This is a genomic window from Streptomyces lavendulae subsp. lavendulae, from assembly GCF_002803845.1.
In the GTDB taxonomy this organism is placed as follows: Bacteria; Actinomycetota; Actinomycetes; order Streptomycetales; family Streptomycetaceae; genus Streptomyces; species Streptomyces lavendulae.
Genome location: NZ_CP024985.1, coordinates 4278312 through 4297174 on the forward strand (window position 1 = coordinate 4278312; position 18863 = coordinate 4297174).

Genomic DNA, 18863 nt, shown 5'->3' on the forward strand with positions numbered 1-18863 from the left:
AGGCTGATCGCATGTCGGCCACCCGCTTCACCTATCTCGGTCCCGAGGGCACGTTCACCGAAGCCGCCCTTCGCACCCTGCCGGAAGCCGCCACCCGGGAGCTCGTCCCGATGGTGTCGGTCCCGGCCGCCCTGGACGCCGTGCGCAACGGCGAGGCCGCCGCGGCGCTGGTGCCGATCGAGAACTCGGTGGAGGGCGGGGTCACCGCCACCCTCGACGAGCTGGCCTCGGGCGAGCCGCTGATGATCTACCGCGAGGTGCTGCTGCCGATCGCGTTCGCGCTGCTGGTGCGGCCCGGGACCAAGCTGTCGGACGTCAAGACGGTCACCGGGCACCCGGTGGCCCAGCCCCAGGTGCGCAACTGGCTGCGGACCCACCTGCCCGACGCGGTCTGGGAGTCGGCGGCCTCCAACGCCGACGGTGCGCGGCTCGTCCAGGAGGGCCGCTTCGACGCCGCCTTCGCGGGCGAGTTCGCGGCCGCCACGTACGGGCTGGAGGCGCTGGTCACCGAGATCCACGACGCGCAGAACGCCGAGACTCGCTTCGTGCTCGTCGGCCGGCCCGCCCGGCCCGCGGCGCCCACCGGCGCCGACAAGACCTCCGTGGTCCTCTGGCTCGGCGACGACCACCCCGGTGCGCTGCTGGAGCTCCTCCAGGAGTTCGCCGTCCGCGGGGTGAACCTGATGCTGATCCAGTCCCGGCCGACCGGGGAGGGCATCGGCAACTACTGCTTCGCGGTCGACGCCGAGGGCCACATCTCCGACCGCCGGGTCAGCGAGGCGCTGATGGGCCTCAAGCGGACCTGCCCGCAGGTGCGCTTCCTCGGCTCCTACCCGCGGGCCGGGGTCGCTCTGAGTGAGGTGCGCGCCGCGCGGCCGGGAACCTCCGACAGCGACTTCACGGAGGCCTCCGACTGGCTGACGCGCTGCCTCGACGGCCGGGCGTAGGTCCTCGTCCACTGTCCACAGAGTTATCCACAGGCCGAGATGGGGACCTGGGGACAAGTCGACAGAGCGGCACGACAAGGTCGACAAATCGTCCGGGTGACCCAGGTTTCGCGCTGGGGAGCGGTAGGTGAACGGCGTCACCCACGTATCACCGATCAACTCTTTGGGGCGAGTCATTCCCACCCGAATGAGTGTGTGAGGGCGGTTTGAACCCTGATCGGCCCCGACCGCTCACCGATCCCTATTGATCTCATTCCGTGTCCACAGAACCAGCGCACAGCCTGTGGATAAGACGGCCCTGTGGGGAATTCCTGTGGACAAGGAAGCCCCTGCGCGGCTGCTCAGGCCCTGGCGGACCCCCGTCGTTGTGCCCCTTTTCGGGGAATGGGGCCGGTTTTATCGACCGGCCCGCGGGGGCCGGATCCGGCCGCGGGGCAAGAGTTTTGCATTCGTACCAATTGGGACATAGCGACACGCAGCGTGATATCGATGTGATCCCGGGAACCCCAGCCCGGTAGCCTGGAGGGGTGATTGACCTTCGGCTGCTCCGTGAAGACCCTGACCGTGTCCGCGCCTCGCAGCGCGCCCGTGGAGAGGACGTCGGCCTCGTCGACGCACTCCTCTCCGCCGATGAGCGCCGCAGGTCCTCCGGCATGCGCTTCGACGAGCTGCGCAACGAGCAGAAGTCCCTCGGCAAGCTCATCCCCAAGGCCTCTCCGGAGGAGCGGGCCGAGCTGCTGACCAAGGCCGAGCAGCTCAAGCAGGACGTCAGGGCCGCCGAGTCCGAGCAGAACGAGGCCGACGAGGCTGCCAAGAAGCTCCTGCTCCAGCTCGGCAACATCGTCCACGGCGACGTCCCGGTCGGCGGCGAGGAGGACTTCACCGTCCTGGAGACGCACGGCACGATCCGCGACTTCGCCGCCGAGGGCTTCGAGGCCAAGGACCACCTGGAGCTCGGCGAGTCCCTGGGCGCCATCGACGTCGAGCGCGGCGCCAAGGTGTCGGGCTCGCGCTTCTACTACCTCACCGGTGTCGGCGCCCTGCTGGAGCTGGCCCTGGTCAACGCCGCGATCGCGCAGGCCACCGAGGCCGGCTTCATCCCGATGCTCACCCCCGCGCTGGTCCGCCCGCGCGCCATGGAGGGCACCGGCTTCCTCGGCCAGGCCGCGGAGAACGTCTACCACCTGGAGAAGGACGACTACTACCTGGTCGGCACCTCCGAGGTCCCGCTCGCGGCGTACCACATGGACGAGATCATCGACGCCGACAAGCTGCCCCTGCGGTACGCCGGCTTCTCGCCGTGCTTCCGCCGCGAGGCCGGTACCTACGGCAAGGACACCCGCGGCATCTTCCGCGTCCACCAGTTCGACAAGGTCGAGATGTTCTCGTACGTCGCGCCGGAGGATGCCGAGGCCGAGCACAAGCGCCTCCTCGACTGGGAGAAGCAGTGGCTGACCAGCCTGGAACTGCCGTTCCAGGTGATCGACGTCGCCACCGGCGACCTGGGCGCCTCCGCCTCCCGCAAGTTCGACTGCGAGGCCTGGATCCCGACCCAGGGCAAGTACCGCGAGCTGACCTCCGCCTCGAACTGTGACGGCTTCCAGGCCCGCCGCCTGTCGATCCGCTACCGCGAGGGCAAGAAGACCGCGCCCCTGTCCACGCTGAACGGCACCCTGTGCGCCGTCCCGCGCACCATCGTCGCCATCCTGGAGAACCACCAGCAGGCCGACGGCTCGGTGCGGGTTCCCCCGGTGCTCCGTCCGTACCTGGGCGGCCGTGAGGTGCTGGAGCCGATCGCCAAGTGAGCCCGGCCCCGTTCCCCTACAAGCTCGTCGCGACGGACCTCGACGGCACGTTGCTGCGTGACGACGACACCGTCTCGGAGCGCACGCGTGAAGCGCTCGCCGCGGCCACCGCGGCGGGCGCGGCGCACATCGTCGTCACCGGCCGGGCCGTGCCCTGGACCCGTCATGTGCTGGACGACCTCGGCTACAAGGGGATCGCCGTCTGCGGGCAGGGCGCCCAGGTCTACGACGCGGGGGCGCACCGTCTGCTGACCTCGGTGACGCTGGACCGGCAGCTGGCCGGGCTGGCGCTGTCGAAGATCGAGGCCGAGGTGGGTCCGCTGGCCCTGGCCGCCAGCCGGGACGGGGTGGACGGCGAGGTGCTGTTCGGCCCCGGCTACCAGGTGCAGGAGGGCCTCCCCGCGCAGTACCTGGAGGACACCGCGGCCGTCTGGACGGCGCCGCTGAACAAGCTGTACATCCAGCACCCGGGCATGGGCGAGGACGCACTCGTCAAGGTGGCGCGGGCGACCGTGGGCAACCTGGTCGACATCGTGATGGCCGGTCCGGGGATAGTGGAGATCCTGCCGCTGGGGCTGAGCAAGGCCACCGGCCTCTCGCTCGCCGCCCGCCGGCTGGGCGTGAAGGCGGCCGAGACGATCGCCTTCGGCGACATGCCCAACGACATCCCGATGTTCGGCTGGGCCGCGCACGGCGTCGCGATGGCCAACGCCCACGCGGAGCTCAAGGCCGTGGCCGACGAGGTCACCACCTCCAACCAGGAGGACGGCATCGCCGTGGTGCTGGAGCGCCTGCTGGGCGCCGCGTAGCGCGACGGCCGCAAGGACGTACGAGAGGTCCGGGACAGCCCGCGCCGCGAGGCGCGCTCGAAGTGGCTGCCCCGGACCTTTTGTTGCTCCCCGCGCCCCTCACTCTGCCGGGGGCGCAGGACCCGTACCAGCGAATTTCCCGGCGGGGCCGAGGGCCGAGGCGATGTTTCACGTGAAACACCGGCCGGGCGTCAGGGGGCGGCGGCTGCCGGGTGGGGGTCCGGATGCAGGGTCAGCGGCCAGGCGAGCAGCCCGACGGCGAGCGAGATGGCGTGGCCGAGGTCGGTGAAGGTGCCGCCGGTGAGCAGCGGGAGGCCGAAGAAGGCCACGGCTCCGGCGAGGTACAGCCATCTCCAGGGGCCCGGGAGCCGGTAGGTCAGCACGCCGACGGAGGCCGCGAGGCCGTAGCTGACGCCGATGTCCACGACGTGGGTCATGCTGTGCGGCGCGCGGTTGTCCTGGATGGCCATCAGGAGGAACTTCTGGCTGGCGAGGGTGGCGACGACGTGGGCGGTCGCGACGATCACGAGCCAGCGCAGGGTGCCGAGCCAGCGCTCGACGGTGGCGTGGAAGAGCTCGAAGAGCACGGCGTACAGGGCGAGGGAGGCCGGGTCCTCGATCCAGAAGGCACTGCTGATCAGGGCCCGTATCGGGTGTTTGACCAGTTCGTGGATGTTGCTGCTGTTGCGGTGGAGCAGGACGTGCTCGACCCGGTCGGGCGCGATCACGACGACGACACTGGTGACGGCGATGATGAGCAGCCAGATGTGGGTTCCGGGCGAGGCACGTATCCAGGACCGCAAGGGCCTGGACGGCTCGGGCTCGGTGTGCTCGATCATGCACCGATGATGCCGTGTACGACGGTGCCCCGCCTGGCCGGTGGGCCGGGCGGGGCACGGGTCGTGCGGTGGTGCGGGGGGGGCCTACTCCTCGCCGGCGAGGGTCAGACGGCGCAGCTTCTGGCCCGCGTACGCGGTGGCGCCGACGGTGACCACGATCAGCAGGACCACGGCGGTGGGCAGGCCGACGCTCGCGTCCACGTACCCCTGTCCGGCCACCTTCTCGGCCAGGGCCAGGGCCCACTGCTGGACGCTGAGGGTCTTGGCGCCGGAGACCAGGCTGCCGAAGAGGGACTCCCAGATCAGGGCGTAGACCAGGCCGAAGACGACCGCGTGCCGGCTGACGGTGCCCAGCAGCAGGAACAGGGCGCTGTAGGCGATCGAGGCGACGAGCGCGGCGACCGTGTAGGCCACGGCGATCTGCTGGCCGTTGCCGTTGAGGATGAAGCCCGCGATCAGGGTCGGGATGGCGGAGAAGGCCATCGTGACGGCGATCGCGACGATCAGCTTGGTCAGGATGATCGTCGGGCGCTTCACCGGCTTGGAGAGCAGGTAGACGATCGATCCGTCGTCGATCTCGGGGCCGATGGCTCCGGTGCCGGCGATGACGCCGATCAGCGGGACCATCGTGGCGAGGGCGAAGCCGCCGAGCAGGTCGGCCGCCACCTTGTCGTCCACGCCGGTGAAACCGCGGACCGCGGCGGAGATGACGATCAGCAGGGCGGGCAGCGCGAAGAGGATCAGTGCGCGGCGGCGGCCGAGCAGGGCCCGGTAGGTGAGCCGGGCGACGGTGGGGTTGTACATGGGTGCCAGCTCCTTCAGGCCGCGACGAGGTAGGAGAAGACCGACTCTAGGGACTCGTCGGAAGGCGAGACCGTCAGCAGCCGGATGCCGTGCGCGCGGGCGACCTGCGGCAGCAGCTCGGTGAAGCGCCCGAAGTCGACGGCCTGGATGCGCAGGGCGCCTTCCTTCAGGTCGACCTCGATGCCGGCCGTGGACGGGTCGGCGATCAGGGCCGCGGCGAGGGCCCGGTCGTCGGAGGAGCGGATGAGGTAGCGGTGGGGGCGGTCCGTCATCAGGCGACGGATCTTGCGGAAGTCGCCGGAGGCCGCGTGCCGGCCGGCGACCACCACCTCGATGTGGGAGGCGAGCTGCTCGACCTCCTCCAGGATGTGGGAGGAGAACAGTACGGTGCGGCCCTCGTCGCCCATGCGCCGCAGCAGGTCCATGAGCTGCATGCGCTGGCGCGGGTCCATACCGTTGAAGGGCTCGTCGAGGAGCAGGACGGAGGGGTCGTGGACGAGCGCGGAGGCCATCTTCACGCGCTGGCGCATGCCCTTGGAGTACGTGGAGATCTTGCGGTCCTGCGCGTACTCCATCTCGACGGTGGCGAGCGCCCGCTGGGCGTCCGCGGCGTCGAGCCCGTGGAGCTCGGCGTTGGCGACGACGAACTCCCGGCCGGTGAGGAAGTCGTACATCGCCTCGCGCTCGGGGACGACGCCGATCTGCTTGTAGACCTGCTCGTTGCGCCAGATGGGCGCTCCGTCGAGGGTCACGGTGCCCGTGGAGGGGGCGAGGAAGCCGCCCATCATGTTGATGAGGGTGGACTTCCCGGCGCCGTTGGGGCCCAGCAGGCCGGTGACGCCGGGACCAATGCGCATGGTCACGTCGTTGACGGCGACGACGTTCCCGAACCAGCGGGAGGTGTGGTCGATGTCGATGATGGTCACAGCCCGGCCTTCCGGTAACGGGCCATCAGGGCGGCGTAGGAGCCGACGATGAGGCCGAGGACGACGAGCAGGTAGACGAAGCCGAACCCGGCGGAGGGGCCCTCGCCACCGGGGAAGGCGGAGGTCGCGCCGAGGAAGGCGGTCTGCACGCCGTCGATCAGGGTGATGGGGGAGAACAGGCCCATCAGGTCGATGGCCCCGGTGTGGCCGGTGTTGTAGGCCACGCCCTGCACCGCCGTGACGGCGCCGTAGGGGATCAGGAGCAGGCCGATGACGGCGGCGACGCCGAACCCGCGGCGCGGGGTGAGCGCGGCCATGACCAGGCCGAGTCCCGCGAAGAGCAGTGACAGCAGCAGTACGGACACCAGTCCCTGCCCGAATCCCTTGGTCTGGTCGCCGAAGTCGAACTTCGCCAGCAGCGAGCCGATCCACATGATCAGCAGCGGGGTGGCGGTGAGGATGAAGAGGGCCGAGGCCATGGCCGCGTACTTGGCCACGACGTAGTCGACCCGCTCGATGGGCCGCGAGAAGTACAGCGGCACGGTCTTGAAGCGCAGGTCCCGGGAGACCGACTGGGGTGCCTGGGAGGCGAGGTAGAGGCCGATGATCACCTGCGTGGTCAGGGCGTACGTCGTGTACTTGATCGGCAGGTCGGTGGAGCCGGGGACGGCGATCGCCACCGCGACGATGATCAGCGCGGGGACGCACATCACCGCGAAGAGGATCATCGGCAGCACCTTGGACTTGGCGGAACGGCCGAGTCCGTACGCGCCCCGGAGGGACTGCGAGAAGAGGGAGGTGCGGGCGTAGGAGCGCCCGAGGCGGGGGCCGTCGTAGGACCGGTAGCCGATGTTGTGGATCTGGGTCGAGGTGTCAGGCGCCATCGGAACCGGCTCCCTTCTGCTGGGTCTGGAACTGCGGGACGGGCGGGGCGGCCACGGGGGCCTGGGCGGCCTGCGCCGCCTGCGCCGCCTGCGCGGCCCGGTCGCCGTCGTGGAAGACCTCGGCGATGTGGTGGCGGCGCTGCTCCATGCGGACCAGGCCGAGCCCGAGGTCGGCGACGGTGTCGCGGACGGTGTCGTACGTGTCCTCGCCGGTGGCCTCGACCAGGAGGATGTGGCCGGCGCCGGGCAGGCCCTGCTCCTCGCCCGCGTGCAGGACGATGCCCGCCGCGGTGAGCGCCGCACGCACGGCGGCGGTGCCGTCGGGGTGCCTGTCGGAGTCGGTGACCTCGACCGCCAGGGTGGTGGTGGTCTGGGTGAAGTCGCTGGTGGAGCTGGAGCGCAGCAGCTTGCCGCCGTCGACGACGACCACGTGGTCGCAGGTCCGCTCCAGCTCGCCGAGGAGGTGGGAGGTGACCAGGACGGAGATGCCGAAGTCGGTGTGGATGCGGCGGATCAGGCCGAGCATCTCGTCGCGGCCGACCGGGTCCAGGCCGTTGGTCGGCTCGTCGAGGAGGACCAGCTGCGGGTCGTGGACGAGCGCCTGGGCCAGTTTGACCCGCTGCTTCATGCCGGTGGAGTAGCCGCCGATGGGGCGGTAGCGCTCCTCGTACAGCCCGACGTGGCGCAGGGTGTCGGCGGTGCGTTCGCGGGCCGCGGTCGGCGGCAGCCCGGACATGCGCGCCATGTGGACGACGAACTCCGTGGCGGAGACGTCGGGTGGCAGGCAGTCGTGTTCGGGCATGTAGCCGACGCGTTCACGGATGGCGCTGCCATGCGTGGCGACGTCGAGTCCGAGCACGGCGGCGCGGCCCTCGGTGGCGGGGGACAGTCCGAGCAGAATCTTGATCAGCGTGGACTTGCCGGCTCCGTTGGCGCCCACGAGCCCGGTCACTCCGGGCCCGATGTCCAGGGAGAGCCGGTCGAGGGCGGTCACTCGGGGGTACCGCTTGCTCAGGCTTTCGGTCGCGATGACAGTCACGCGTTCGACGTTAGTGCCGCGGGCGGCCCGGATCGTCAGACCTGGAGCGGGATCACGTATCCGCCTTGAGGACTACGGACCCTGACGCGAGGCTGATGCCCGCCCGGCCGCCGGCGCTCCCGCGGGAGCTTTGGACATGGCCCGGACAACTTTGTCCACAGGTCCGTGCACGGGCCTTGACGCGATCTCCGGTCATTGTCACATTCATCAGTGTCAAGTTACGGGCGCGCACGCCTACAGGACGGACGGCTGGCATGGCTGGGGCAACCAAGCAACGCACCGCGCACGACCGGGCAGGGCTCTCCGACGAACTGCGCGGGTTCAGAGAGGTCCAGCGCCTCGCCTACGAGTGCGCCGAGACCGTGGCGGCGCAGCTGCGGCCCGGCGTGACCGAGCGCGAGGCGGCCCGGATGCAGCGCGACTGGCTGCGCGAGCGCGGGGTGCGGGACTGGTTCCACCTGCCCTTCGCCTGGTTCGGCGACCGCACCGCCTTCGTGAACTTCAAGATCCCCCTCCAGTTCTTCCCGACGGGGCGGAAGCTGGAGCCGGGCATGCCGTTCATCCTCGACATGGCCCCCGTGTACCGGGGGTATGCGGCCGACATCGGGTACTCCGGCAGCCTCGGCCTGCACCCCGTGCAGGACCGGCTGATGTCCGACCTGCGCCCGCACCGGGAGCTGATCCTGGAGCAGGTGCGCGAACGCCGCCCCCTCCGGGAGATCTACGAGAACGTCGAGCGGCTGATGACCCGCCAGGGGTACGCCAACCGTCACCGGGCCTACCCCTTCGGCGTCATAGCGCACAAGATCGACCGCGTCCGGGAGCGGCGCTGGTCCCCGACCGCGTTCGGGTTCGGCACGCAGTCCCTGAGGGGACTGGCCGCGGACGCCCTGCACGGGCACCGCGAGGGCTGGTCCCCGCTGTGGAGTCCCTACCGCTTCTCCGACCACCCGCCGCAGCCCGGCCTGTGGGCGGTGGAGCCGCACCTGGGCTTCCGGGGGACCGGCGCGAAGTTCGAGGAGATCCTGGTGGTCACCGACTCCCGGGATCCCGGGGAGAGCGCGTTCTGGCTGGACGACGACCTGCCGCACGTGCGGCGCTGGGCTGAGGAGAAGGCGGCATGAGCGGGATGAGCGGTACGGCACTGGCGGGCGCCCGGGAGCGCCGGGTGAGCACCGGCGGCATCGAACTGTGCGTCGCAGAACTGGGGGACCCGGACCACCCGACCGTGGTGCTGGTGCACGGCTATCCGGACAGCAAGGAGGTCTGGTCGGAGGTCGCCGAGCGGCTCGCGTCCCGCTTCCACGTGGTCCTGTACGACGTCCGCGGCCACGGGCGCTCCTCGGCGCCGGTGCCGCTGCGCGGGGGCTTCACCCTGGAGAAGCTGACCGACGACTTCCTGGCGGTGGTGGACGCGGTCAGCCCGGACCGCCCGGTGCACCTGGTCGGCCACGACTGGGGCTCCGTACAGGGCTGGGAGTTCGCCACGGTCGCCCGCACCGAGGGGCGGATCGCCTCCTTCACCTCCATGTCGGGCCCCTCCCTCGACCACTTCGGGCACTGGATCAAGAAGCGGATGACGCGGCCGACCCCGCGGCGGGCCGCCCAGCTGCTGAACCAGGGCGTGAAGTCCTGGTACGTCGGCATGCTGCACACGCCGGTGCTGCCGGAGCTGGCCTGGCGCGGGCCGCTCGGCAAGCGCTGGCCGAAGATTGTCCAGCGGGCGGAGAAGTTCCCGGACAGCTCCTACCCGACCGCCTCGCTCCGCGAGGACGCGGCGCACGGAGCCTGGCTCTACCGCGACAACGTCCGGCCCCGCATGCGTAGGCCGCGCACCGACGCGTACGCGCACGTACCGGTGCAGCTGATCGTGCCGACCGGGGACGCGTTCCTCTCCGAGCGGCTCTACGACGACACGGAGCGGTGGGCGCCGGACCTCGTGCGCCGGACCCTGTCCGCCAAGCACTGGATCCCACGGACCCGGCCGGACCAGGTGGCGTCCTGGATCTCCGAGTTCGTGACCGCGCGGGAGGAACCGGCCGCGCGGGCACCGCAGCAGAAGGCCCCCGGCCGCCACGCCGACCGCTTCGGCGGCCGGCTGGTCCTGGTCACGGGCGCCGCCAGCGGCATCGGACGGGCCACCGCGTTCGCGTTCGCCGAGGCCGGGGCCCGGGTCGTGGCCGTGGACCGGGACGCCGAGGGCGCGGCGCGCACCGCGGAGATGGCCCGGCTGGTCGGTGCGGCCGAGGCCTGGGGCGAGTGCGTCGACGTCAGCGACGAGCAGGCGATGGAGAAGCTCGCGGCGAAGGTCGCCACCGAGTACGGCATCGTCGACGTCCTCGTGAACAACGCCGGGATCGGGCTGTCGGGACCCTTCCTGGAGACCACCTCCGAGGACTGGAAGAAGGTCCTCGACGTCAATCTGTGGGGTGTCATCCACGGCTGCCGGATCTTCGGGAAGCAGATGGCCGAGCGCAACCAGGGGGGCCACATCGTCAACACCGCCTCCGCCGCGGCCTACCTGCCCTCCCGGACCCTGCCCGCCTACAGCACCTCCAAGGCGGCGGTGCTGATGCTGAGCGAGTGCCTGCGCGCGGAGCTCGCGGACAAGTCGATCGGCGTCTCGGCGATCTGCCCGGGCATCGTCAACACCAACATCACGGCCACCTCGCGGTTCGCCGGGGTGGACGCGGCCGAGGAGAAGCGCCGCCAGGAGCGCTCCTCGCGGCTGTACGGGCTGCGCAACTTCCCGCCGGAGAAGGTCGCCGAGGCGATCCTGCTGGCCGTGGTGAAGAACCAGGCGGTGGTGCCGGTGACCCCGGAGTCCAAGGGCGCCCTGTGGATGTCGCGCTTCACGCCGCGCACGCTGCGGCGGATCGCGCGGCTGGAGCCCCGGCTGTGAGCGGGGCCGGACGGAGGCGGGCCGTGACCGGTGGACCGGGTCCGGCGCGCAGAGAGCCGGGCACGGCCATACCCCGCTCCTTCCGGCGGTCGTACCATCCCTCGCAGGAGGGCTCGCTGCGCAGGGCGGTCGAGTACCTGGCGGCGTCTTCTGCCGCCCGGACCGCGGCGGGCGCGGTCGGCCGAGCCGCCATGTCGTAGGGAGCCGGGATTGTCCGATCAGGCGGTAGCGGAGTACCGGATCGAGGATCTGGCCCACCACAGCGGAGCGACGGTACGCACGATCCGGGCGTACCAGGACCGCGGTCTGCTCCCGAAGCCGGAGCGCCGCGGCCGGTCCAACGTCTACCGGGACACGCATCTGGCACGGCTGCGGCAGATCGCCGACCTGCTGGACCGCGGCTACACCCTGGCCTCCATCAAGGAGTTGCTGGAGGCCTGGGACGCGGGACGCGGGCTGGGCGGCGTCCTCGGCCTGGTGGCCGAGGTGCACGGCCCGTGGACCGACGAGGAGGCGGCCCGGATCAGCCGGGCCGACCTCAACGAGCGGTTCGGGGGCCGGCCCGACGACGACGCCGTGGACGAGGCGTGCGAGCTGGGGGTGCTGGAACGGATCACAGGGCGCCCGGACGAGTTCCTGGTGCCCTCACCGCAGGAGCTGGCGGTCGCGGCCGAGCTGTACGCGGCCGGGGTGCCACTGGTGGCGATCACCGGACACCTGCGCGAGCTGCGCGGGCAGGTGGAACACATCGCCTCCCGCTTCCTGGAGTTCACCACCGAGCACGTCTTCGCCCGCTACCTCGGTCAGGTGCCGCCGACCGACGCGGACGCGGCGGAGGCGGCGACGATGGTGCGCAGGCTGCGGCCCCTGGCCCAGCAGACGGTGGACGCCGAGCTCGCACGGGCGATGCGGCTCTTCGCGACCCGGCACCTCCAGCGGCACCTGGGGGCCGCCGGCGGGGCGCAGACCTCCGGCCCGGCGCCGGTGGCCCTGCCCGCCGAGACGGTGCGGGCGGTACAGGAGCTGGTGGGTCCCGCACACGTGGCGGAGTTTGTCCGGGCCGCGACGGAACGCGAGCTCCAGGCCCGGACCATGAACGATCTGGTCAGCAAGGGCGGCCGATAGTGCTCGATCAGCAGTCCACAGGGCGAATCACACGGTTGTCACCGAAACCCACCGAAACGGCTGTGGACAACTCCCCTTCTGCTGTGGGGAACCTGCTCTGATCCTCAGACGACGGCCTCGAAAGCGGGACCGGTGCGGGTGATATCGGCCACCGGTTCCGCCTCGTCCGCGGTGAGCGGTCCGGACGCTCCGGCGCCCGGCACGCGCTCCGCCGGCCGGGCGCCGCGGTCGCGTCCGTAGAGGAGGGTGGCCAGGGCGAGGCCCACACAGCCTCCCAGCAGCTGGGCCGCGACGAAGCCGGGCAGCGACTGCGGGGCGATGCCGGTGAAGGAGTCGCTGAAGGCCCGGCCGACGGTGCCCGCGGGGTTGGCGAACGACCCCGAGGAGGTGAACCAGATCGCGGCGGCGATGTACGCGGCGACGGCGGACGGGATCAGCCGGGACCGGCCGATGCGGCCGAGCCCCTGGATGACCAGGACCAGGCCGGCGGTGGCGACGATCTCCCCGATCAGCAGGTGGCCGTCGTCGCGGACCCGCGTGGAGAACACCCCGGGGGTGCGGCCGAACATCACCTCGGCGAGGACGGCCCCGCCGATGGCCCCGGCGGTCTGGGCGGTGGCGTAGGCGAGGGCCTCCCGGACGTCGAGCCCCTCACCGCCGGTGCGGCGGGCCCACCAGGCGGTCAGGGTGACGACCGGGTTGAGGTGGGCTCCGGACAGCGGCCCGAAGAGGGTGATGATCAGCCCGAGGCCGATGGCGGAGGCGAGCGAGTTGGCGACGAGGGCCACTCCCGTGTCGCGGCTGAGGGACGCGGCCTGGATGCCGGAACCGATCACCACCACGAGCAGGCTCGCGGTGCCGATGAGCTCAGCAGTCACGCGCCGTAGCAGTGAAGCCTTATTTGTCATAGTTTCTCCCTGTGGGCAGCAGTTCAGCGGAAAATGTATTCCGTATCTTGGAAACGCGATAGAGGGGGTCCGCGTTCAACGGGGCGGCAGAAAATCCCTGCTCGTGCCCGTCCCGACCCGGCAAGCTGGGGGCCATGGACGACAGACGCACCGTGAAGGTGTCCAAATACGTCTCGAAACACCTGCGGCATCAGCCGGATCGGATCGGACTGGTGCTCGATCCCCAGGGATGGGTGGAGATCGACGATCTCCTGAGCGCCGCCGCGGCCCACGGATTCCACTTCACCCGAGCCGAGCTCGACCACGTGGTCGCCGCCAACGACAAGCAGCGCTTCGCCGTCGACGGCACGCGCATCAGGGCCAGCCAGGGGCACACGGTGGCGGTGGACCTGGGCTTGCCGGAGGCCGAACCGCCCGCGTTCCTCTACCACGGCACCGTCGCCGCGGCCCTGGACGCCATCCGCGCCGAAGGCCTGCGCCCCATGGCCCGCCACCACGTCCACCTGTCACCCGACCGCGAGACGGCGACGCGCGTGGGGGCACGGCGGGGCCGGCCGGTGGTGCTGACGGTGGACGCCGGCGCGATGCACGCGGCCGGACACGTGTTCCGCATCAGCGCCAACGGGGTGTGGCTGGCGGAGGTCGTGCCCCCGGAATTCCTGCGCTTCCGGTAAGGGCGGGACAAGTAAGAGCGGACGAGCCGGAATTCACGGGAAGACTGTCAGATCATCCCCCTAATCTGTTCTCGTTCCGGGATCAGTGAGGGGGGAACCTCGCGATCGCCGACCATCCCTGTGACCACGCGAGGTGACACCCCATGACGTCCGACTCCCTTTCCTCGTCCGACCTCACCGACAGCACGAAACCCACCGCGGCGGGCGGAGCCGAGGCCGGAACCGGAGGCGGAACCGGAGCCGAGGTCAGCAACTTCCAGGTCGACCTGCGCGGTCTGGTCGACCTGCTCTCCCACCACCTCTACTCCAGCCCCCGCGTCTACGTCCGCGAACTCCTGCAGAACGCCGTCGACGCCATCACCGCCCGACACGCCCACGAACCCGGCGCCCGCGTCCGCATCCGCCTGTCCGCGTCCGCCGGCCGCGTCACCATCGAGGACTCGGGCATCGGCCTGACCGCCGCCGAGGCCCACTCCCTCCTCGCCACCATCGGCCGCAGCTCCAAGCGCGGCGGCAACGGCACCGACCCCGACATCCGCGGTCTGGAGACCACCCGCCAGGAGTTCCTCGGCCAGTTCGGCATCGGCCTGCTCGCCTGCTTCGTCGTCGCCCGCCGGATCAGGGTCGTCACCCGCTCCGCCCGCGACCCCCTGGCCGCGCCCGTGGAGTGGCTGGCCACGGACGACGGCTCGTACACCGTGCGCGAACTGCCCCACGAGGCCCGCCCGGAGCCCGGCACCACCGTCCACCTGGAGGCCCGCCCCGGCGCCGAGGAGTGGACCGAACGCGCCAGGGTCGAACGGCTCGCCCGCGACTACGGCTCGCTCCTGCCCTACGAGATCACCTTCGACGACGGCCTCGGCGGCGACCCGCGCCCCGTCACCGACCGGCCCGCCGTGTGGGACCGCGCCTTCCCCACCCCGGCCGCCCGCCGTGTCGCGCTCGCCGGGCACTGCGCCGCCCTCTTCGGCTTCACCCCCCTCGACAGCATCGACCTCGACCTGCCGGTCGCCGGAATCCGCGGGGTCGCGTACGTCCTGCCCGAACCCACCAGCCCCGCCCACCGGGCCGGACACCGCGTCCACCTCAAGGGCATGCTGCTGACCGACCGGGCCGACAACCTGCTCCCCGACTGGGCGTTCTTCGTCCGCGTGGTCCTCGACACCGACACGCTGCGCCCCACGGCCTCCCGCGAGAACCTCTACGACGACGAGACCCTGGCCGCCGTACGCGAAGCCCTCGGCGCCCGCGTCCGGACCTGGCTGGCCGAGCTCGCAGCCAGTGAACCCGACCGGCTGGCGGCCTTCCTGAGCGTCCACCACCTCGGCGTGAAGTCGCTGGCCCGGCATGACGCCGAGCTGCTCGCACTGATGCTGCCGTGGCTGCCCTTCGAGACCAGCGACGGCTCGATGAGCCTGGAGGAGTTCGCGGCCGCCCACACCGACATCCACTTCACGCGCACCGTCGAGGAGTTCCGCCAGATCGCCCCGATCGCGGCGGCCCACGGCCTCGGCGTCATCAACGCCGGCTACACCTACGACGCCGACCTGCTGGCGCTGCTGCCCTCCGTGCGCCCGGACCTCAAGGTCACCGAGCTCGACGCGGGAGCGGTCACCGAGCGCCTCGACCCCGTCGCCACCGAGGTCGAACTGGCCCTCGCCGCCTTCCTGGCCACCGCCCGCACCCGTCTGGAACCCCAGAGCTGCGACGTGGTGCTGCGCGCCTTCCAGCCCGTGGCCGTCCCCGCCCTCTACCTCGACGACCGCCAGGCCCGCCAGGAACGCGACCGCACGGCCGCGCTCGACAACGCCGATTCCCTGTGGAGCGGCATCCTCGGCTCCCTGCGCGGCTCCGGCCCCCGGGCCCGCCTGGTCCTCAACCACAACAACCCGCTGATCAGGCGCATCGCGGGCCTACCCGACCCGACCCTGACCGGCACGGCCGTCGAATCCCTCTACGGACAGGCCCTGCTGATGTCCCAGCGGCCCCTGCGGCCGGCGGACTCCACCCTGCTCAACCGGGCCTTCCTCGGGCTCCTGGAATGGGCGACCCACTCCACCGCGGCCCAGGAGGACGGCAAGTGAGCACCATGACCGACGAAGAGATCCGGCAGGGACTGCAGCAGAACCGCGGCCTGCCCTACGGCGCGGCCCGCAACGCCCAGGCCGAGGCACTCACCGCGGCCGCCGAGGTCAGCGGGGACCCCGCACTGTTCCGCCAGGCGCTGATCACCCAGATCGACGCCTACGAGTACAGCGCCGAACGCACCCGCATGGTCGTCCCGTTCGCCCGCCTCCTCCAGGAGTACGACCGCGACCCCACGGCCTTCGACGGCGGCCACGCCCACGCCCTGTTCTGGCGCTTCAAGTGGGTGGCCGGCCGGATCGTCGAATCCCCCGAGATCCCCATCGAGACGGTCACCCGCTGGCTCGACGACATGGAACGGCGCTACCGGATCGCCGGGTACAGCGAACGCGCCGTGCGCCAGTCCGAGTTCTACCTCGCCCACGCCACCGGAGACCGCGAGCGGGCCGAACGGGCCATCGCGCGGTGGCGAGCCGCCGACCGCGACTCCATGAGCGACTGCCGCGCCTGCGAGACCCACACCCAGGGCTGGTTCTGGGCCGACCGGGGCGAGGACGCGAAGGCGATCGAGGTCTGGGAGCCGGTCCTCGGCGGCGACCAGACCTGCATGGAGGAGCCGCACCGGGTCCTCGCGCGCTCCCTGCTGCCCCTCGTACGGCTCGGCCGCGCCGACGAGGCCCGCTCCCACCACCTGCGGGGATACCGCCTGGCCCGGGGCAAGGAGAGCCTGCTGCGCTCCATCGGCGAGCACATCGAGTTCTGCGCCCTGACCGGCAACGAGGCCCGCGGCCTGGAGATCCTCTCCGAACACGCCGTCCACCTCGGACCGCTCGCGGACGTCGACACCCAGATGGAGTTCTTCGGCGGCGCACTGGTCCTGCTGCACCGGCTGAACCGGCTCGGGCACGGCGCGGACCTGTCCGTCCCCTACGAGGGGTCCCCGCGCACCGTCGACGAGCTGTACGCGATCCTGCGCGACCAGGCCCTGGCGATCGCCGCCCGCTTCGACGCCCGCAACGGCGGCAGCCGGGTCTCGGACGAGTTGCGCGAGCGGATCGGACGGGAGCCGCTGCTCGACGTCCTCCCGCTGGGGGTGCGCAGCGCCGGACTGCCGCGAGCGGTGCCGGTGACGCCCGCCCCGGCCGCGGCACCGACCCGGCCGGAGGCCCCCGGGGCCGGGCTCGACGCCCTCGTGGAGCGCGCCCGCACCGCACGCGACTCGGGTCACCCGGGGGCGGACGCCCTGTGGGCGGAGGTGGCCGCACGGATCTCCGCCCTCCCCGCCCCCGAGGTGGACCCGCTGGTCACCGCCGACGTGGCCGACCACCAGGCCCTGGCCGCCGCACGGGCCGGGGCGAAGGAGGCCCCGCAGCTGCTGGCGGACGTCCGCGACCGGTACCGGGCACTGGGACGGGCGGAGCGCGTGGCCCTCACGGAGCTCCGGCTGGCGACCGCCGCCGCCCAGTCCGGGGAGGAGCCCGGACGGGTCCGGGAACTGCTGGCGGCCGCACTGCGCGCCGCCGAGGCACTGGACCCGGCCGAACCGCTGCGGACCCGGCGGATCGCGCTCGCGGAGCTGTCGTCGATGCGCGTGGAGTCGTACCTGCGCACGGTCGAGGCGACGCGCACGCAGGACCACGACCACGGGCATGACCACGGCCACGGCCACGGGGAGGAGCACGGCCACGAGGTGCTGGTGGCCGGACTCGGCGAGTTCGTCGCCACCTACGGCCCGGACCTCGCCGACCTGACCGCCGAGGCCGAGGAGACGCTGGGCCGGCTGGCGCTCTCCGCGGGCGACACCGACCGGGCCCTGCCCCTGCTGGCCTCCGCCGCGGCCCGGGTGGTCGGGGCCGACCGTCCGTGGGAGGCCGTGGACCCACTCGTGCTGCGGGCCGGCGTGCTGCTGTCCCTGGAGCGGCCCGAGGAGGCCGAGGAGGCCGCGCGGTCCGCCCTGGAACACGCCGCGGAGGTCGTCGACGCCGAGCAGCAGGGCATCGTACGGATCACCCTCGCGGACGTCCTGCTGCGCCGGGACTCGGCGGCGGAGGCCGCCGAGCACGCCCTGACGGCGGCGCACTGGTTCGACCAGGCCGGCCTGGCCTCCGACGGCGGCGCCCAGGCCCGGCTGCTGCTGGCCCGGGCCTATGCCGGGGAGGGCCGGACCGCCGACGCGGCGGAGGTGCTCCAGTCCACGCTGCCCGACCTGCTCCGGCACGGCGAGGGCCAGGCCGTCTCGGCGCGGGAGTTCCTGGGCAACCTGCTGCGGGAGCTGCGCGATGCGCGCGGCGCCGCGGAACAGTTCCTGCTGGCGGCGGAGCTGGTGCAGGGCTGGGAGGACCCGCGTCCGCAGGCGGGCTTCGCCCAGGCGGCCGCCGACTGCCTCTCCGACGCCGGCCTGGCCGGGGAGGCCGTCGCCGCCTACGAGCGGGCCCTGGAACTGCGGCGGCTGACCGGGGAGGCCGTCGTCTCCGAGGCGCGGATCCTGCGTTCGCTGGCCTGGCTGGGGCTGCGCGAGGCGGTCACGGACGAGACGACGGCCGCCGCCCGAACCCGGATGGACGAGGCGGCCGGGGTCCTGGAGGCCGCCCTGGCCCGGGACCCGGAGGATCCGGAGCTGCGGTCCGAGCTGGCCCAGACCTGGCACCAGCTGGCCCAGGTACTGGACCGGCGGGTCAGCGCCGAACTCCCCGACGAGGACGGGGACGAGGACGGGGACGAGGACGGTCGGGAAGGCCGGGAGGGCCGGGACGGGAGCGGTACCTCCCCGGCCCGGAACACGCTGGGCGCGGCGGGCATCGAGGCGCTGCGACTGGAGGAGATCGGGCTCTGGGAACGGGCGGCCGCGCTCTACGCCGCGCTCGGGACCGCGTACCTCCAGGAACGCTTCCAGTGCCTGAACAACGCCGCCTGGACGGACCAGGAGCTGGGACGGCCGGCGGCGGGGGCCGCCCGGATCTCCGCGCTGATCGAGGAGGTCGGGGCGCTGCCCGAGGGAACGGCCCCGGAGTGGCTGCTGCCGCAGGCGCATCGGGTCGTCACGCACCTGACGGCCTGAGGACACGACCGGCCCGGCCGGGACCCGCCCCGCGGCGGGTCCCGGCCGGAGCGCTGGA

At 72.0% G+C, this 18863-nt stretch carries 15 protein-coding genes; 9 read left to right on the forward strand and 6 right to left on the reverse strand.

Annotation, left to right across the window (positions count from 1 at the left end; genetic code table 11):
* Positions 1–11 precede the first annotated feature (11 nt).
* The 3 genes from pheA (at position 12) to SLAV_RS18725 (ending at position 3561) form a co-directional block, all read left to right on the forward strand.
* Positions 12–947 (forward strand): prephenate dehydratase, encoded by a 936-nt coding sequence (gene pheA, locus SLAV_RS18715; protein WP_030225342.1) that lies wholly within the window; start codon positions 12–14, stop codon positions 945–947.
* 527 nt (positions 948–1474) lie between these two features.
* Positions 1475–2752 (forward strand): serine--tRNA ligase, encoded by a 1278-nt coding sequence (gene serS, locus SLAV_RS18720; protein ID WP_030225340.1) that lies wholly within the window; start codon positions 1475–1477, stop codon positions 2750–2752.
* Positions 2749–3561, forward strand: a complete 813-nt coding sequence (locus tag SLAV_RS18725) for an HAD family hydrolase (RefSeq protein ID WP_030225337.1) — start codon at positions 2749–2751, stop codon at positions 3559–3561. Before serS ends, SLAV_RS18725 begins: the two co-directional genes overlap by 4 nt.
* A gap of 191 nt (positions 3562–3752) precedes the next feature.
* On the opposite strand, the gene SLAV_RS18730 is transcribed toward SLAV_RS18725, so the two are convergent.
* From SLAV_RS18730 to SLAV_RS18750, 5 genes are all read right to left on the reverse strand, one after another.
* Positions 3753–4400 carry a rhomboid-like protein gene (locus SLAV_RS18730; RefSeq protein WP_037686172.1) on the reverse strand — a complete coding sequence of 216 codons (648 nt, stop codon included), beginning with the start codon at positions 4398–4400 and terminating at the stop codon, positions 3753–3755.
* 84 nt (positions 4401–4484) lie between these two features.
* A complete protein-coding gene (locus SLAV_RS18735; RefSeq protein ID WP_030225331.1) occupies positions 4485–5204 on the reverse strand; it encodes an ABC transporter permease in 720 nt (239 codons plus the stop codon).
* A gap of 14 nt (positions 5205–5218) precedes the next feature.
* Entirely contained in the window at positions 5219–6130 is a 912-nt protein-coding gene (locus SLAV_RS18740) for an ABC transporter ATP-binding protein (RefSeq protein ID WP_030225329.1), read from the reverse strand.
* On the reverse strand, positions 6127–7014 hold the full coding sequence (locus SLAV_RS18745) for an ABC transporter permease subunit (RefSeq protein WP_030225324.1): 888 nt from the start codon (positions 7012–7014) through the stop codon (positions 6127–6129). The genes SLAV_RS18740 and SLAV_RS18745 overlap by 4 nt, the downstream gene beginning before the upstream one ends.
* The gene (locus SLAV_RS18750) at positions 7004–8053 is read right to left on the reverse strand and encodes an ABC transporter ATP-binding protein (RefSeq protein ID WP_078950084.1); all 1050 of its coding nucleotides are present in this window, start codon (positions 8051–8053) and stop codon (positions 7004–7006) included. Before SLAV_RS18750 ends, SLAV_RS18745 begins: the two co-directional genes overlap by 11 nt.
* 254 nt (positions 8054–8307) lie before the next feature.
* Here SLAV_RS18750 and SLAV_RS18755 point away from each other — a divergent pair, with 254 nt between their 5' ends.
* From SLAV_RS18755 to SLAV_RS18765, 3 genes are all read left to right on the forward strand, one after another.
* Positions 8308–9177 carry a M24 family metallopeptidase gene (locus SLAV_RS18755; RefSeq protein ID WP_030225317.1) on the forward strand — a complete coding sequence of 290 codons (870 nt, stop codon included), beginning with the start codon at positions 8308–8310 and terminating at the stop codon, positions 9175–9177.
* 5 nt (positions 9178–9182) lie between these two features.
* A complete protein-coding gene (locus SLAV_RS18760) occupies positions 9183–10955 on the forward strand; it encodes an SDR family oxidoreductase (RefSeq protein ID WP_030225315.1) in 1773 nt (590 codons plus the stop codon).
* A gap of 210 nt (positions 10956–11165) precedes the next feature.
* Positions 11166–12080: a MerR family transcriptional regulator gene (locus tag SLAV_RS18765; RefSeq protein ID WP_030225313.1), complete on the forward strand. Its 915-nt coding sequence runs from the start codon at positions 11166–11168 to the stop codon at positions 12078–12080.
* A 104-nt stretch (positions 12081–12184) separates the two neighbouring features.
* Here the strand turns inward: SLAV_RS18765 and SLAV_RS18770 are convergent, their stop codons facing one another.
* Positions 12185–12988, reverse strand: a complete 804-nt coding sequence (locus tag SLAV_RS18770) for an aquaporin (protein WP_030225312.1) — start codon at positions 12986–12988, stop codon at positions 12185–12187.
* A gap of 134 nt (positions 12989–13122) precedes the next feature.
* Here SLAV_RS18770 and SLAV_RS18775 point away from each other — a divergent pair, with 134 nt between their 5' ends.
* The 3 genes from SLAV_RS18775 (at position 13123) to SLAV_RS18785 (ending at position 18805) form a co-directional block, all read left to right on the forward strand.
* Entirely contained in the window at positions 13123–13662 is a 540-nt protein-coding gene (locus tag SLAV_RS18775; protein WP_030225310.1) for an RNA 2'-phosphotransferase, read from the forward strand.
* A gap of 143 nt (positions 13663–13805) precedes the next feature.
* Positions 13806–15746 carry an HSP90 family protein gene (locus SLAV_RS18780; RefSeq protein ID WP_078950083.1) on the forward strand — a complete coding sequence of 647 codons (1941 nt, stop codon included), beginning with the start codon at positions 13806–13808 and terminating at the stop codon, positions 15744–15746.
* Positions 15743–18805: a hypothetical protein gene (locus SLAV_RS18785; RefSeq protein ID WP_051840242.1), complete on the forward strand. Its 3063-nt coding sequence runs from the start codon at positions 15743–15745 to the stop codon at positions 18803–18805. The genes SLAV_RS18780 and SLAV_RS18785 overlap by 4 nt, the downstream gene beginning before the upstream one ends.
* The last annotated feature ends 58 nt before the right edge of the window (positions 18806–18863 follow it).

Excerpts from the sequence above, each read along its gene's own strand:
- SLAV_RS18735 (WP_030225331.1), bottom strand. The coding sequence starts at position 5,204 with ATGTACAACCCCACCGTCGCCCGGCTCACCTACCGGGCCCTGCTCGGC.
- pheA (WP_030225342.1), top strand. The coding sequence starts at position 12 with ATGTCGGCCACCCGCTTCACCTATCTCGGTCCCGAGGGCACGTTCACC.
- SLAV_RS18755 (WP_030225317.1), top strand. The coding sequence starts at position 8,308 with ATGGCTGGGGCAACCAAGCAACGCACCGCGCACGACCGGGCAGGGCTC.
- SLAV_RS18745 (WP_030225324.1), bottom strand. The coding sequence starts at position 7,014 with ATGGCGCCTGACACCTCGACCCAGATCCACAACATCGGCTACCGGTCC.
- SLAV_RS18780 (WP_078950083.1), top strand. The coding sequence starts at position 13,806 with ATGACGTCCGACTCCCTTTCCTCGTCCGACCTCACCGACAGCACGAAA.
- SLAV_RS18760 (WP_030225315.1), top strand. The coding sequence starts at position 9,183 with ATGAGCGGTACGGCACTGGCGGGCGCCCGGGAGCGCCGGGTGAGCACC.
- SLAV_RS18770 (WP_030225312.1), bottom strand. The coding sequence starts at position 12,988 with ATGACAAATAAGGCTTCACTGCTACGGCGCGTGACTGCTGAGCTCATC.
- SLAV_RS18730 (WP_037686172.1), bottom strand. The coding sequence starts at position 4,400 with ATGATCGAGCACACCGAGCCCGAGCCGTCCAGGCCCTTGCGGTCCTGG.
- SLAV_RS18775 (WP_030225310.1), top strand. The coding sequence starts at position 13,123 with ATGGACGACAGACGCACCGTGAAGGTGTCCAAATACGTCTCGAAACAC.